Origin of the sequence: Asanoa hainanensis, assembly GCF_900188485.1 — a bacterium.
Taxonomy (GTDB): Bacteria; Actinomycetota; Actinomycetes; order Mycobacteriales; family Micromonosporaceae; genus Asanoa; species Asanoa hainanensis.
This window is the reverse complement of the sequence record NZ_FZPH01000007.1, coordinates 202,514-215,588: the sequence shown is the minus strand read 5'-3', so window position 1 is coordinate 215,588 and position 13,075 is coordinate 202,514. Positions and strand designations below refer to the sequence as shown.

Sequence of the window (13,075 nt, the reverse complement as noted above, 5' to 3'; positions counted from 1 at the left end):
AGGTATTCGTTGTATACTGGCGCGATGGATGCGCACGGTGCGCCCGAGCTGTGTGGACGCGGCCGCGAGCTCGTGCGCGACGTTCTCGAACGCGTCGGCGACAAATGGTCGGTCGTCGTCATCTGCCAGCTCGGCGACACGACGAAGCGGTTCAACGAGTTGCGCCGCCTCTGCGAGCCCATCACCCAGCGCATGCTGAGCGCGACGCTGCACGCATTGGAGCGCGACGGCATTGTGACCAGGACCGTCCACGACGCCCGACCCATCCGGGTCGACTACGCCCTGACGCCCCGCGGGCTGAGCCTGCTCGATGTGGTGCTGGGCCTCGCGTGGTGGGCCGAGCGCAACGCTCCCGAGATCCAGCAGGCGCGGGACGCCTTCGACACTCGGACCAGATGAGCCCGCGGCGCCGGTCCTGATTGTCCATCTCGGACAGTTATCTCTCCCGCTCCAGCCGATGGGGTCCTTGTCACAGCTTCGGGGCGCCCCGCCAGTGCTAGCTTCGGTTAACAGAAGTCAGCCCCGCCGCGCTGACCGAGCCTGAGAGGATCCGGCCGATGACCACGACATACGTCGCGGACCAGACACACACACAGTTCGTCACCACCGACAGCGCCACCTACGCGTACCGGCGCCAGGGTCCGGCCGGCGGGGTTCCGCTCGTCCTGGTCATGCGCTTCCGCGGCACCATCGACCACTGGGACCCGGCCCTGCTGGACGTCCTCGCAGCCGAGCGCGACGTCATCGTCTTCGACAACCGCGGCCTGGGCTCCTCCACGGGCATACCGGCGACCTCCGTCGACGACCTGGTGGACGGCGTCACCGACTTCCTCGACGGGCTCGGCCTGAACGAGGTCGACCTGCTGGGCTGGTCGATGGGCGGATACGTGTCCCAGGGCGTCGCGCTCAGCCGGCCGAAACTCGTCCGGCGCCTGGTCGTCGCCGGCAGCGCGCCGGGCGGCCCCGTGCCCGACATGCCGCGGATGAGCGCGCGGACCTGGGAGGTCGCCAGCAAGCCCGACAACGTCGACGAAGACTTTCTCTACCTGTTCTTCCCGGCCGACGACGCCGGCCGCGAGTCCGGCCTGGCGTCGCTGCGCCGGCTCGACACCCGGCTCGCGGAAGCCAAGGCTGGCGTGAGCCCGGAGACCCTCGCAGGACAGATCCGGGCCATCGCGACCTTCGGCGGGTACTGGGACCGCGTCGAGGAACTCACCCAGCCGATCCTGGTCGCCAACGGCGCGCACGACGTGATGATCGACGCGTGGGGCAGTTGGGCAATGTCGCAGAAGCTGCCCAACACCAAGCTCGTGATCTACGGCGACGCGGGCCACGGCTTCCTGTTCCAGCACGCCGAGGACTTCGGCCGCGAGGTGCTGGCTTTCCTTCGCTGAACGAATCTCGACCGGTAGGGGCTTCACGTGACGAACGATCTGCTCGAGGATCGAGACGCCTGGTCGATGGAGAACTGCTCCATCGCGCGGACGTTCGCGATCATCGGCACCCGCTCAGCCATTCTCGTCATCCGCGAGGCGTTCTTCGGCGCGCGCCGGTTCGACGACATCGCGCGCCGTGCGGGAATCGGCGAGCCGGCCGTCGCGGCCCGGCTCAAGGACCTGACCGCGGCCGGCCTCATGGAACGCGTGCCGTACCAGGACGCCGGCCAGCGCACGAGATACGAGTACCAGCTGACCGCCAAAGGGCGAGCCTTGCTCCCGGTGATCACAGCCCTGCGGGACTGGGGCGACGCCTGGTCCGCCGACCCCGAGGGGCCGCCGGTCCAAGCCGTCCATCGCGGCTGCCAGGCACCCGCGCACGCGCGGCTGGTGTGCGACGACGGCCACGACATCGGGCCGGAGGGGCTCGCGATCCTGGCTGGCCCTGGCCTGCGCCAGAGTCGTACGCATGCTGGCTGATCCAGGTCAGGACACCACCACGTCCGCGAGGCGGATCGAGGCGACAAGGGGCGCGGGAACACGGGAACGGGGACGGCACGAGGTTCGCTTTCACCGTGACCTCGTTGGCCAGGGAAGTCTCAGCGTGGTGCGGCCGCCTCGATTCGCTGCGTGACATGGCACGCGACGTCGCGCAGAACCTCGACCTGCTGTGCGGTGAGCCCGTCGATGACAAGCCGGCGCACCGCCGCGACGTGGCCCGGCGCCGCGGCCACCACGACGTCCCACCCCGCATCGGTCAGCACTGCCCTGGTGTAGCGGGGACTGGCCGGGTCGGGCTCACGACGCAGCAGGTTCCGCTGTTCGAGGCGCTTGACTACGTTCGACTGACGGGACAGGGAGCTGCCGTTGCGGGCGGCCAGTTCGCTGAGCCGCAACGCTCGGCCCGGCGCCATCGACAGGTTGCTGAGCACGAAGTAGTCGAACAGGGTCAGCTCGCTGTCCCGCAGCAACTGGGCGTCCAGCGCCGCGGGCAGGTTGAAGATGAGCTTGGCCAGCGCCAGCCAGGCGTCGCGCTCGCTGTCGGTCAGCCACTGCGGTTCGTCGCGCACACCCGCAGCTTATGACCCGGCTTCAACCGTGAAGTGAAACACACACCGCAGTCGGTTCAAGCTTGAAGTCAGCCAGGTAGCCTCGACTTCAAGCTTGAACCTTCTGAAGGAGTGATCGTGACCCTGTTCCGGCTGGACGCCAGCATCCGCACGCACGGCTCTGCGAGCCGCGAGATCGCGGACATCGTCGAGGAGGAGTGGCTCGCCGCCCACCCGGGCGACCCGGTCGCGCGCCGTCACATCGGCGTCGACGCCCTGCCGTCCACCGCCTGGGCCGCGGCCGTCATGGCGGGCATGACCCCACCGAACGAGCGGACAGAGGAGCATCGGATGGCGGTGACCCTCGCCGCGATGCTGGTGGACGAGCTGCTGGCGGCGGACGCGATCCTGTTCGCCGTGCCGCTCTACAACTACGGCGTCTCCCAACACTTCAAGACCTACATCGACCTCGTCTGCACCGACCCACGAGCGAACGGCACACCATTCCTGGCTGGCAAGCCGGTCGTGCTGGCCACGGTCCGCGGCGGTGCCTATGGTGGCGGCACGCCGCGCGAGGGCTGGGACCACTCGACCCCGTACCTGCGTCGCATCCTCGCCGACTGCTGGGGCGCCGACCTGTCCGTGGTCGAGCGGGAGTTCACCCTCGTCGGCGTCAACCCCGCCCTGGAGCCGTTCACCGAGCAGGCCGCGGAGATGCACACCGGCGCGCTGGGCGCGGCCCGCGCGGCCGGCCGCGCCCTGGGCGCGCTCCCCGCGCCCGCCTAGCCGGACCCTGCCGCCCGACTCACGGGGTCTCGGTGTCGAGGGACCGTTCGACCGCCGCGGTCACGTCGTCGAGAGTCCCGTCGACGCGGACGCCGTTGAGGAAGAACGTCGGGGTCCCGTCGGCGCCGCTGTCGGCCGCACTGCGGACGTCGGCGTCGACCTCCGCCGACACAATGGCAGTGTCGAGGTCAGACGCGAACTGTCGGACATCCAGTCCGGCCGCGCGGGCCAGCTCGATCAAGGCCTCGTCCGATAGGTCGTCCGCGGACAACAGCCGGTCGTGCATCGGCCAGAACGCGTCCTGGACGGCGGCCGCCTCGGCGGCCTGGGCGGCACGCCGCGCATAAGGATGCACGTCCTCCAGCGGCAGATGCCGCCACACGTAGCGCAGCTGGTCGGGGTGCCGAGCGACCAGCGCCGCGACGACGGGAGCGGCTTCGCGGCAGTACGGGCACTGGTAGTCGCCGAACTGCACCAGCTCGACGGGGGCGCCCGCCGGGCCCCTGCCATGTTCCCCGGTGGGCTGGGTGCCCGGTCGCAGCTCAGTCGGTTCGCGGTCACGACGCCGGCGGCTCGGCAGGCGGAACAGCAGCCAGCCGAGCGCGGTCGCGGCGACCGCTGCCGCCAGAATGCCGATGGTGGCCTCGTCACGGGTCCGGTCATCGGAGATCGCGAGCTCGGCGATGAACAGCGACACGGTGAAGCCGATTCCAGCCACGGCGCTGACCGGCAGCACCTGCCCGAGGCGCACACCGGCCGGCAACCGGCCGAGTCGCGCACCGACCACCGCGGCCGACGCGCCCCAGATGCCGACCGTCTTGCCCACGACGAGTCCGAAGAACACACCCAGCGTCACGGGTGAGGTCACCGCGCGCGCCAACAACTCCGGGCTCAGCGCCACACCGGCGTTGGCCAGGGCGAACAACGGCACGATCACGAAACTGGTCCACGGACGCAGCAGGTACTGCAGGCGGTCGTTGGCGGACACCGAGCCCTGCGCCGCGATCGACAGCGCTCTTGCGGCCTCCGGCCCCGGCTCGCGACGCAGGCGCTTCATGATGCGGTCGAGCCGGTCGAGGTCCGCGGTGCGGGCCAGGAAGGCCGGGGTGAGCAGGCCGAAGACGACCCCGACGATCGTCGGATGCAGACCGGACTCGTACGTGGCGACCCACAGCGCCACACCCACGATGAAGTACGGTGTCGCGCGCCAGACTCCGGCCGCTCGCATCGCCACGGCAACCGCGATCAACGCGACCGCGACGAGCAGCGCGACGACGTGCACGGCCTCGGTGTAGACGATCGCGATGACGAGGATCGCGCCGATGTCGTCGACGACTGCGAGGGTGAGAAGGAAGACGCGTACGTTCTCGGGACATCGCGGGCCGACGAGCGCCAGCACGCCGAGCGCGAAGGCGATATCGGTGGCCATCGCCATGCCCCAGGCGTTCTGGGCCGGGTTACCGATCGTGACCGTGGCGTAGATGACCGCAGGGACTGCCATCCCGCCGATCGCGGCCACGATCGGAACGATGGCTGCCCGGCGGTCGCGCAACGCACCCAGACTCAACTCCCGGCGGATTTCCATGCCGGCGAGGAGAAAGAAGAACACCATCAACGCGTCGTTGACCCAATGACGGAGGTCTTCGGTGATCGCGGCATGCCCGAACCCGATCGATATCTCGGTGTGCCAGACCGTCTCGTACCCGCCGCCCGGGATGTTCGCCCAGACGAGGGCCAGCACGGTCGCGACCAGCAGCACCGCCGCACCGCGTGTCTCGGTGACCAGGACGGTCCGGAGCCGGCGGTCGAAACGCAGCGTGCGGTCCGTGCGCGGACGACGGCCGCCTTCCGAGACCCGGCGCAGGAACGTGGAGAAGTTCATCTTTGTGCCCCCGCCGGCCGGCATACGGTTTCGATCGCCGACCAGGCTTCCCGGCACACCGGTGCAAAGCCTACCGGCGCCGCGGGCCGGTCGTCGCACCCAGGTGCCGAACCGCCCACCTGGGTGCGACTGGCCCGCTCAGCAGGACGCGTTCGGGCTGGCCCAGTTCGCGCGGTCGTTGTAGCCGCCGTCGCCCGCGTCGCCGACCACGAGGTCGAGAACCCGGACGCCGGTCAGGTCGACGTCGACCTGGCGCAGGTCGTCACGCGTCAGCACGCCGCTGTCGAACAGGACCCGGCCGTCCCCGACCACCTGGAACGTCGACGTGGCGCCCTCGGGTCGGACGTTGCGAACCGCGTCGTCCAGGCCGACGACCGCGGCGAGGCGGGTGCACGCTGCGCCGAGGTAGTAGCGGACCGTCGACGGCGAAGCCACCCCGATCCCGGTCGGGTAGACCTGGCCGAGCATGCTGATCGGCGACCAGCCACCGACGCTCAGGTCGACGGTCGGGCTCATCCACCCACTGGTGGCGCTGATCCACGCGTGGTGCGACAGCACGACCTCGCCGTCCGGGGCCGCCGGCGCGACCACCACGCCGGTCGCGGTCGTCTGGCTCAGCTTTCCATGCCCGATCACCGTGTACGACGTGGTCGCGGTCAACTGGCTGGTGCCAGCCGGGGCGTCGGCCGCGAGCGTCACCGCGAAGACGAACGTGGTGCTGCTCTTCGGCGCCAGCAGTTTCGGCGCCCGGCCCTGGGCCTGGACCGTCCAACCGTCCGGCGCCGCGAGCCGCACGGCCGGCGTGAGCACCGGCAGCGTGCCGTCGTTCCGCACCGCGACCTCGACCCGTACGGTCTCGCCACCGGCGACCACCGACGCCGTGGCCGGCAACGTCGGAAGGCTGGCCGTCACGTGCGGGATGCCCGGCAGGCCGTGGGCGCGGCTGACGCGGAACAGCGCCGCGCCGTGTGCGGCGACGGCCGCGCTGATCGTGCCGGAGCTCTCGGTGACCTGGTCGGTCCACGCGTTCTGGAGGGTGAGCCTTCCACCGTCGAGGCCGGTCGCCTTCGCGTCGACCGTCAGCGTCCGCGGGGTGTCGCCCCGGTTGAGCAGCACGACGGCCCGGTCACCGTTGGCAAGGCGCTTGACCCAGGTCTCGGTCGTGCCGGCGGGACCGACCCGCACGGCCTGCACGCCGGCGCGGTCCTGGTTGATGGCGATCACGTCGCGGTCGGCGAGAATGTCCAATGAGGACTTGCTGAGCGTGCGCAGGTCGCTTCCGATCACCAGGGGCGCGGCGGCCACCGACCAGAGCGTCATCTGCGTGCGGAACTCCTCGTCGCTCATCCCGAGCTGCGGCCCGAGGTAGTCCGGGTCGTTGAAGTACCCGGGCCCGGCCACCTCGGGATGCCGCGCGTTCGCGTCGTAGTTGCGCAGCACGTCCTTGAACTTGATGTCACCGAGGAAACCGACATCGGTGTACGTGCGCCAGGACTGCGCGATCGCCGGGGCGTAGGACCAGGAGTACGTCGACTGCTGCGACTCGGGATAGTTGCCCCAGTCCGGCGACGTCACGGGGTTGCAGAGGTTGAACACCATGGGCCGGCCGCTGGCGTTGTGCCGCAGCGCCTCCGCGAACTCGGTGTAGACGGTCTTCGGGTCGAGGTCCGCCGCGATGCCGCAGAGATAGTCGACCTTCACGGCGTCGAACTCCCAGGCGGCGAACTGGTCGGCGTCGCGCTGGTAGTATCCGCCGCCGCTGCCGAGCCCACACTTGCCCGGGATGTACGGTCCGGCGTCGGTGTAGATGCCGGCCTTGAGGCCCTTGGCGTGGATGTAGTCGACGAGCGGCGCGAGCCCGTTGGGGAACTGCGCGGGGTTGGCGACGAGGTCGCCGCTGTCGCTGCGCGGGGTGGGCGCGGCCCAGTTGCCGTCGATCCAGACGTAGCGGTAGCCGACGTCGCGCAGCCCGCTGCTGACCAGGAAGTCGGCGTTGGCCTTGACCTCAGCCTCGGTGGGATCGCCACCGAGGACCGTAGTAGGTGTTCCAGCCCATGTAGGGCGTCGCCTGCAGGGGCGCCGCTGTCGTTGGTGGACCGGCGGCCTGCGCAGCCGCCGGCACGGTGAGCTGCGCGGCCGTGACAGCAAGCAGAGCAGTGAGCACAAATCGATTCACATCGAGTTCCTTCGCTGCCGAACGAGGGACGGATTCGAAGATCTTCCATCTTGTTACGACCGCAAGTCAATATTAATTATTAATTTATGAGTTCTCCGAGGTCGCGGCGGGGCGTCGGGCCGCCGGAAAATCGCTACCCACAAACGGATTCAGCGGTGATCATTGAGGTGTGCAGATCCCACGGCAGGTTCCGTTCGAGCTCGGCGCCCCCGGCGTCGCGCCGGAGTCGGTGCTGCCCGTCGTGCTCACCGTCGACGACTCCGACTCCCCTCGTGACGTCATCGACGCGCTCGCGCTCACCGCGTTCGTCGCCGGTCATCAGCCGCACGCGACGACGCGTGACCTGACCGACGTGCGTCCCGACGCCACGCTGCTTCCCGCCGGCGTCACCGCGCTGCGCGAGAGCACCAGCGCGACCGAGCACGCCCGCCTCGCCGCCGGTGACGGCTGGACGCTGCGGTCCGTGCACTGGCCGCGCAACAAGGGCGCCCAGGTCTCGGTCACCGCGGTCACGGCCGCATTGGCCGCCGAGATCATGGAGCGTGCCGTCGACGGGATGACCGAGGAGCCGGCGCCGGTGGAAGAGTCGGTGCAGATGGGCTTCTGGTACGCCGGGACGCAGGGCCCGCAGCGGCACCCGCGACCGATCACGGCGGGTTCGTGGGCCGACCTGCGTGCCAACTACGCCGGTGCGGCCGCGGCGAGCTTCGACCGGCTCATGAAGGTCGACCGCGAGTCCGTGCACGGCCGGCTGTTGCTGCTGCACGGCCCGCCCGGCACCGGCAAGACCACGGTGCTGCGGGCGCTGGCGCGCGAGTGGCACGAGTGGTGCCAGTTCGACTGCGTGCTCGACCCGGAGGCGCTGTTCACCAACCCGGCCTACCTGATGGAGGTCGCCCTGAGCAGCTCCGGTGACTGCCGGTGCCCCGACAAGCGGCACGACAAGTGGCGGCTGCTGCTGCTCGAAGACTGCGACGAGCTGATCCGCGGCGAGGCCAAGCACAACACCGGCCAGGCGCTCTCGCGGCTGCTCAACCTCACCGACGGCCTGCTCGGTCAGGGCCGCAAGGTGCTGGTGGCGATCACCACCAACGAGGACCTCGCCCGCCTGCACCCGGCGGTCGTGCGGCCCGGTCGGTGCCTGGCCCGCATCGAGGTGCCGGCGCTGCCGTTCGGCGAGGCCACCGCCTGGCTCGGCACCTCGGCCGGGGTGCCGGCGGACGGCGCCACCCTGGCCGAGCTCTACGCCCTGCGCGACGGCTACGGCCTGACCGAGGAGCGCGAGCCGGTCGCCACGGGTCTCTACCTCTAGGCCGGCTCGTCGACGAGTCCGGCGCGCACGGCGAACACGGCGAGCTGGACCCGGTTTGCGTACCCTGTCTTGGTCATCAGGTTGCCGACATGGGTCTTGACCGTGGTGACACCGAGGTGCAACCGCTCTCCGATGTCCGCATTGGACAGACCCTCGCCGAGCAGGCGCAGCACGTCGCGTTCGCGTCCCGTCAGCGCCGGGACCGAGACGGGCGTGGTGCGTGCGGACATCGCCTGGGTGACCAGCCGCCGCAGCACCGTCGGGCTGAACGGGTTCTCGTCGCGGGCGGCGCGGCGGATGCCGTCGAGCAGTTCGTCCGGGGTGGCGTCCTTGACCAGGAAGCCGCAGGCGCCGGCGGCCAACGCCGGGTAGAGGTGGTCGTCGTCGTCGAACGTGGTCAGCACGGTGATGCGCGCGTGCGGGCGCCGGCGCAGGATCTCCGTCGTCGCCTCGATCCCGTCCATCCTCGGCATGCGCAGGTCCATCAGGATGACGTCGGGCGCGAGCCGATCGGCGAGGTGGACCGCGTCCCGGCCGTCGACCGCCTCTCCGACGATCTCGATGTCGGGTTCGGCGGCGCACAGCGCGCGCAGGCCGGCCCGCACCAGGCGCTGGTCGTCGACGAGCAGGAGGCGGATGGTCACGCCGACCCCGTGGTCGGCGCCGGCAGGACCGCCTGGACCCGCCAGCCGGACGCGGCGGGTCCCGCGTCGAACTGTCCGCCGAGCAGGTCGATCCGCTCGCGCAGGCCGAGCAGGCCGTGCCCACCCGAGGCCGGCCGCGCGGCCGCGGGGTGACCGTCGTCGGCGATGTCGATCCGGACGGCGCCGTCCGCGGTGGCCGATACCGTGACCATGGCGGTCGCCCGCGGTCCGGCGTGCTTGAGCACGTTGGTCAGCCCTTCCTGGACCACCCGCAGCAGCGCCAGGCCCCGCACCGCGTCGAGTCTGGCGACCGTCGGGTCCACCGAGGCGTCGAGGGACAGGCCGGCGTTGCGGCTGCGGGCGACGGCCTGGTGCAGCAGGTCGGGCAGGTCGCCGGGGTCGAGCAGCGGAGCGTGGGCCTCCTCGTCGAGGGTCGCGGGGTCACGCAGCACCGCGACCAGGCGGCGCAGGTCGGCGAGGGCGGCGGTGCCGGTGGCGTGCACGTCGTCCAGGGCCGCGGCCGTCTCCGGATCCGCGCGCGGGTCGAGGTGGCGGGCCACCCCGACGCGCAGCACGATCGAGGCGACGTGGTGGACGACGATGTCGTGCAGCTCGCGGGCGATGGCGGTGCGCTCGGTCGCTCGTACCATCGCTTTCTCGGATTCTTGTCGTTGTTCGAGCTCGATCGCGCGCTGTTGGGCTTCGGCGGTGGCGAGGCGGGCGGCTTTCAAGTGCAGACCGAGGAGGATCGGCGCGCCGATCAGGCTGGCGATCACGCCGGTGACGACGAAGAAGAACGGTGGCTGCAGCGGTGCCAGGGGCACGTCGACGAAGCTGACGAACAAGCCGACCCCGGCGGCGATCGCGCCGACGGCAATCCAACGGCGGTCGCGCCGCAGCGCCAGATCGATCAACGCTCCGAACGTCGCCAGGATCACCACCACGTCGGCGTGGGTGCCGATCCGGTCGCAGACGACCAGGAGGGATGCCAGACAGAGCACCATCGTGAGCGGGATCCGGCGGCCGAACGCGAACAGGGCGGCGGCGCCGAGGCCGAAGGCCCACGCCCAGCCGTCGACGGGGTTGCCGGGCTGGTCCGCCAGCGGCAGGTAGCTGACCGCCAGGGCGGTCGGGACCAGGCGCAGCCAGAGTCCGCGGCGCGACGGTGCGGTGGGGGGTGGCACCCGCCGACCCTAGAACGCCACGCTGGGTGCCCGGTTCCTCCTTCGGTAGGAGGGCGCTCGTGCGGCGGGCCGGCGGGACGGGCTTCGTGGCGGACGTCACGGCGCCCGGCGCCGCAGAGGCTGGTCGCCGTGACCACACCACCTGACCTGCTGGCCTTCCTCGACGCCGCGAGCCGCAACCCACGGTCGATCGGCGCGATCGCGCCGAGCGGCCCGCGGCTGTGTCGCCGGCTGGCCCAGATCGTGCCCCGGACGCACGTTTCGACCGTCGTGGAACTCGGTGCCGGCACCGGCGCGGTCAGCGATGCCATCGGTGAGCGGCTGCCGCCCGGCTCTCGCCACCTGGCGATCGAGATCGACCCGCTGCTGGCTGATCGGCTGAGCGCGCGTCGGCCCGATCTGGAGGTCGTGGTCGCTGACGCGGCGGACCTGCGCGCCATCCTGTGGGCGCGTGGCGTGGACAGCGTCGACGCCGTGGTCAGTGGCCTGCCGTGGTCGCTGTTTCCGGCCGCGACGCAGCAACGGATCATCACGGCGGTCGCCCAGGTGCTCGCCCCGGGCGCCGGGTTCGCGACGTTCGCGTATCTGCACGCGCTGCCGCTCGCCGGCGCCCGCGGCCTGCGCCGCCTCCTGCACGGCACCTTCGACGAGGTGATCGCGAGCGCTTCGGTGTGGCGCAACCTGCCGCCCGCGCTCACCTACACCTGCCGCCGCCCTACCGCGCGGTCCACCTGGGCCACTCCCTGCGTCCCCACCGCCTACGCGGCGCCGTCGGAGGGTTCGCGGGTGAACCGCGCGTAGGGTCGGGCGTCAGTGCTTCTTGGAGACGCGCAGCGGGAACGTCGGTGCGCCGACCGCGTCCAGCGTCACGGTGTTCGCGGTCACGTAGCGGTCCAGGAACGGCGAGCGGTCGCCCTGGGTGGGCGAGTCGAACCGCGGGTCCTGCACCTCCAGGTCGAGCCGGGCGTCGGTCACTGTGACCGTCTGACCCGAGGGAACCGGCCGCCAGCCGCGGGAGGTGATGGTTCCAATTTGGACACCGAGCTGGTGGCCCGGCTCGAACGTCCAGTCGTTCGCCTTCAGGGGGAACGAGGTCGACCGGTCGTTCAGCGCCGCGACCATCTCGTTGAACATCGTCGCCGTGCCGTCCGGCGCGACGTCCCACAGCCGTACCCAGACATTGCCCTCGCCCCTGGTCTTGAGCGCGATCTCCGGCGTGCCGGTCAGGCGCACCTGCTTGGCCGCGGGTGTGGAGAAGGTCCAGTAGCTGTTGCCCGGCTCGGCGGCGGCGAGCGGCGTGCTGGTCGGAGCACCAGCGCCGGCGTACTCGATGTCCCAGCCCGGGGGTTGGGTCTCGGCGGTCCGCTGCGTCGCCTGGCCGCCGTCGTCGACATACTGCCCGGGCGACAACCGCGCCGTGTACGAGTCGTGCGTCACCGGCCACGTCGGCTGGGCCCGCCAGTCGCCGAGGCTGTCCTCGACGGAGAACGCCGGGTCCTTCACCTTCGGCTTGATGCCGCGCAGGTGCTCGTCGTAGAAGCGCATCACCTCGTCGAACCAGCCGGCCCGGCCCATCTTGAGCTGACCGTTGCTGTCGGTCTCGTTGCCGCGGACGTGCTCCCACTGGCCGAGCCAGCCGCGCTCCGGGCCGTGGTGGTTCTTCAGGTACTGCTGCATGTCCTCGGGCTTGGTGTTGTCCTCGATGAAGCCCGACGTGACGAACAACGGTGTACGGGTGCCGGCCGCGCGGGAGGCGAAGTCACGGGCCCGCCAGAATGCCGAGGTCGGGTCGGGATCCTGGGTGTCGGTGCTGTTGTTGATCTGACATTCGGGGTGGGTCTTCTCGTAGTCCGCGTTCGCCTTGTAGCGGTCGCTGTCGTCGACGAGCTGCGGCATCGTCGCGATCGAGTAGTAGCTGCGCGGGCTGCTGGTGGCGTTGGAGCGCGGCACGCCGTTGCTGAACAGGTAGTTGTACCTGTCCCAGGTCGGCTCCTGGGCGACGATCGCCCGCAGGTCCTTGAGCTTGAGCACGTTGGCCGCGAGCCCGGTGTTGGCGTCGTACGACTTGCCGTACATGCCGACCTTGCCGGTCGACCACGGCTGGCGCGCGGACCACTGCACAGCCGCCTTGATGTCGGCCTGCTCGCCGGGGCCGAGGAAGTCCAGACACCCCGTGCTGCCGCCGAACCCCCGCAGGTCGACCATCACGAAGGTGTAGCCGCGTTCCATGAGCCGGGCGCCGTCGATCAGGTCCTGGAAGCGGCCCGACGGCCCGACCTGGTCGAACCCGCCCGGTGACGTCTCGCCGGCGTGCGAGAAGTACGGACCCACCGACAGGATCACCGGGGTCCTGGCCCGCGCCGGCAGGTGTGCCGGTCGCAGGATGTCGGCATGCAGCTCGACGCCGCTGCCGTCCGAGGACGGGAAGTACGCCTGCGTCCACGCCGCCCCTTCGGGAACCCGCGGGTTCTCGTCGTGGGTGATCGGCGCGCCGGACATGGGGGCGGCTTGCGCCGCCGAGGGTAGGCCCGTGGCGAGGCTCGCGATGATGGCCAATGCACCCGCCGCCGCGACGGGCCGGGCCATCCTCCTCCGAACGGTCATCC

The 13,075-nt window shown here is 70.8% G+C and carries 12 protein-coding genes; 6 read left to right on the top strand and 6 right to left on the bottom strand.

The annotated features are described in order from the left end of the window. Positions 1–24: 24 nt before the first annotated feature. The 3 genes from CHC05_RS19330 (at position 25) to CHC05_RS19320 (ending at position 1,916) form a co-directional block, all read left to right on the top strand. Positions 25–399: a winged helix-turn-helix transcriptional regulator gene (locus CHC05_RS19330; protein WP_089250757.1), complete on the top strand. Its 375-nt coding sequence runs from the start codon at positions 25–27 to the stop codon at positions 397–399. A gap of 158 nt (positions 400–557) precedes the next feature. Continuing rightward, on the top strand, positions 558–1,394 hold the full coding sequence (locus CHC05_RS19325) for an alpha/beta fold hydrolase (RefSeq protein WP_089250755.1): 837 nt from the start codon (positions 558–560) through the stop codon (positions 1,392–1,394). Between the two features lie 27 nt (positions 1,395–1,421). Next, a complete protein-coding gene (locus tag CHC05_RS19320; protein WP_245871047.1) occupies positions 1,422–1,916 on the top strand; it encodes a winged helix-turn-helix transcriptional regulator in 495 nt (164 codons plus the stop codon). 119 nt (positions 1,917–2,035) lie between these two features. Here CHC05_RS19320 and CHC05_RS19315 read toward each other — a convergent pair whose 3' ends face one another. After that, positions 2,036–2,506: a MarR family winged helix-turn-helix transcriptional regulator gene (locus CHC05_RS19315; protein ID WP_245871046.1), complete on the bottom strand. Its 471-nt coding sequence runs from the start codon at positions 2,504–2,506 to the stop codon at positions 2,036–2,038. A 117-nt stretch (positions 2,507–2,623) separates the two neighbouring features. On the opposite strand from CHC05_RS19315, the gene CHC05_RS19310 reads away from it, so the two are divergent. After that, entirely contained in the window at positions 2,624–3,271 is a 648-nt protein-coding gene (locus CHC05_RS19310) for an FMN-dependent NADH-azoreductase (protein ID WP_089251063.1), read from the top strand. A gap of 19 nt (positions 3,272–3,290) precedes the next feature. Here CHC05_RS19310 and nhaA read toward each other — a convergent pair whose 3' ends face one another. Both nhaA and CHC05_RS19300 read right to left on the bottom strand, forming a co-directional pair. After that, positions 3,291–5,153 (bottom strand): Na+/H+ antiporter NhaA, encoded by a 1,863-nt coding sequence (nhaA, locus tag CHC05_RS19305; protein ID WP_179266271.1) that lies wholly within the window; start codon positions 5,151–5,153, stop codon positions 3,291–3,293. Between the two features lie 138 nt (positions 5,154–5,291). Further along, positions 5,292–7,301, bottom strand: coding sequence for an NPCBM/NEW2 domain-containing protein (locus CHC05_RS19300; RefSeq protein WP_218824599.1), 2,010 nt, complete (start codon positions 7,299–7,301; stop codon positions 5,292–5,294). 197 nt (positions 7,302–7,498) lie between these two features. Here CHC05_RS19300 and CHC05_RS19295 point away from each other — a divergent pair, with 197 nt between their 5' ends. Continuing rightward, positions 7,499–8,641 carry a DUF5925 domain-containing protein gene (locus tag CHC05_RS19295; protein WP_245871044.1) on the top strand — a complete coding sequence of 381 codons (1,143 nt, stop codon included), beginning with the start codon at positions 7,499–7,501 and terminating at the stop codon, positions 8,639–8,641. Here CHC05_RS19295 and CHC05_RS19290 read toward each other — a convergent pair. Next, complete coding sequence (locus CHC05_RS19290) at positions 8,638–9,285, bottom strand: response regulator (RefSeq protein ID WP_089250751.1); 648 nt, start codon at positions 9,283–9,285, stop codon at positions 8,638–8,640. The genes CHC05_RS19295 and CHC05_RS19290 overlap by 4 nt on opposite strands. Then, positions 9,282–10,469, bottom strand: a complete 1,188-nt coding sequence (locus CHC05_RS42085) for a sensor histidine kinase (RefSeq protein WP_089250749.1) — start codon at positions 10,467–10,469, stop codon at positions 9,282–9,284. Before CHC05_RS42085 ends, CHC05_RS19290 begins: the two co-directional genes overlap by 4 nt. Positions 10,470–10,598: 129 nt before the next feature. On the opposite strand from CHC05_RS42085, the gene CHC05_RS19280 reads away from it, so the two are divergent. Next, positions 10,599–11,270, top strand: a complete 672-nt coding sequence (locus tag CHC05_RS19280; protein WP_218824598.1) for a class I SAM-dependent methyltransferase — start codon at positions 10,599–10,601, stop codon at positions 11,268–11,270. Between the two features lie 9 nt (positions 11,271–11,279). Here the strand turns inward: CHC05_RS19280 and CHC05_RS19275 are convergent, their stop codons facing one another. Then, a complete protein-coding gene (locus CHC05_RS19275; RefSeq protein WP_089250747.1) occupies positions 11,280–13,073 on the bottom strand; it encodes a CocE/NonD family hydrolase in 1,794 nt (597 codons plus the stop codon). Positions 13,074–13,075: the final 2 nt, after the last annotated feature.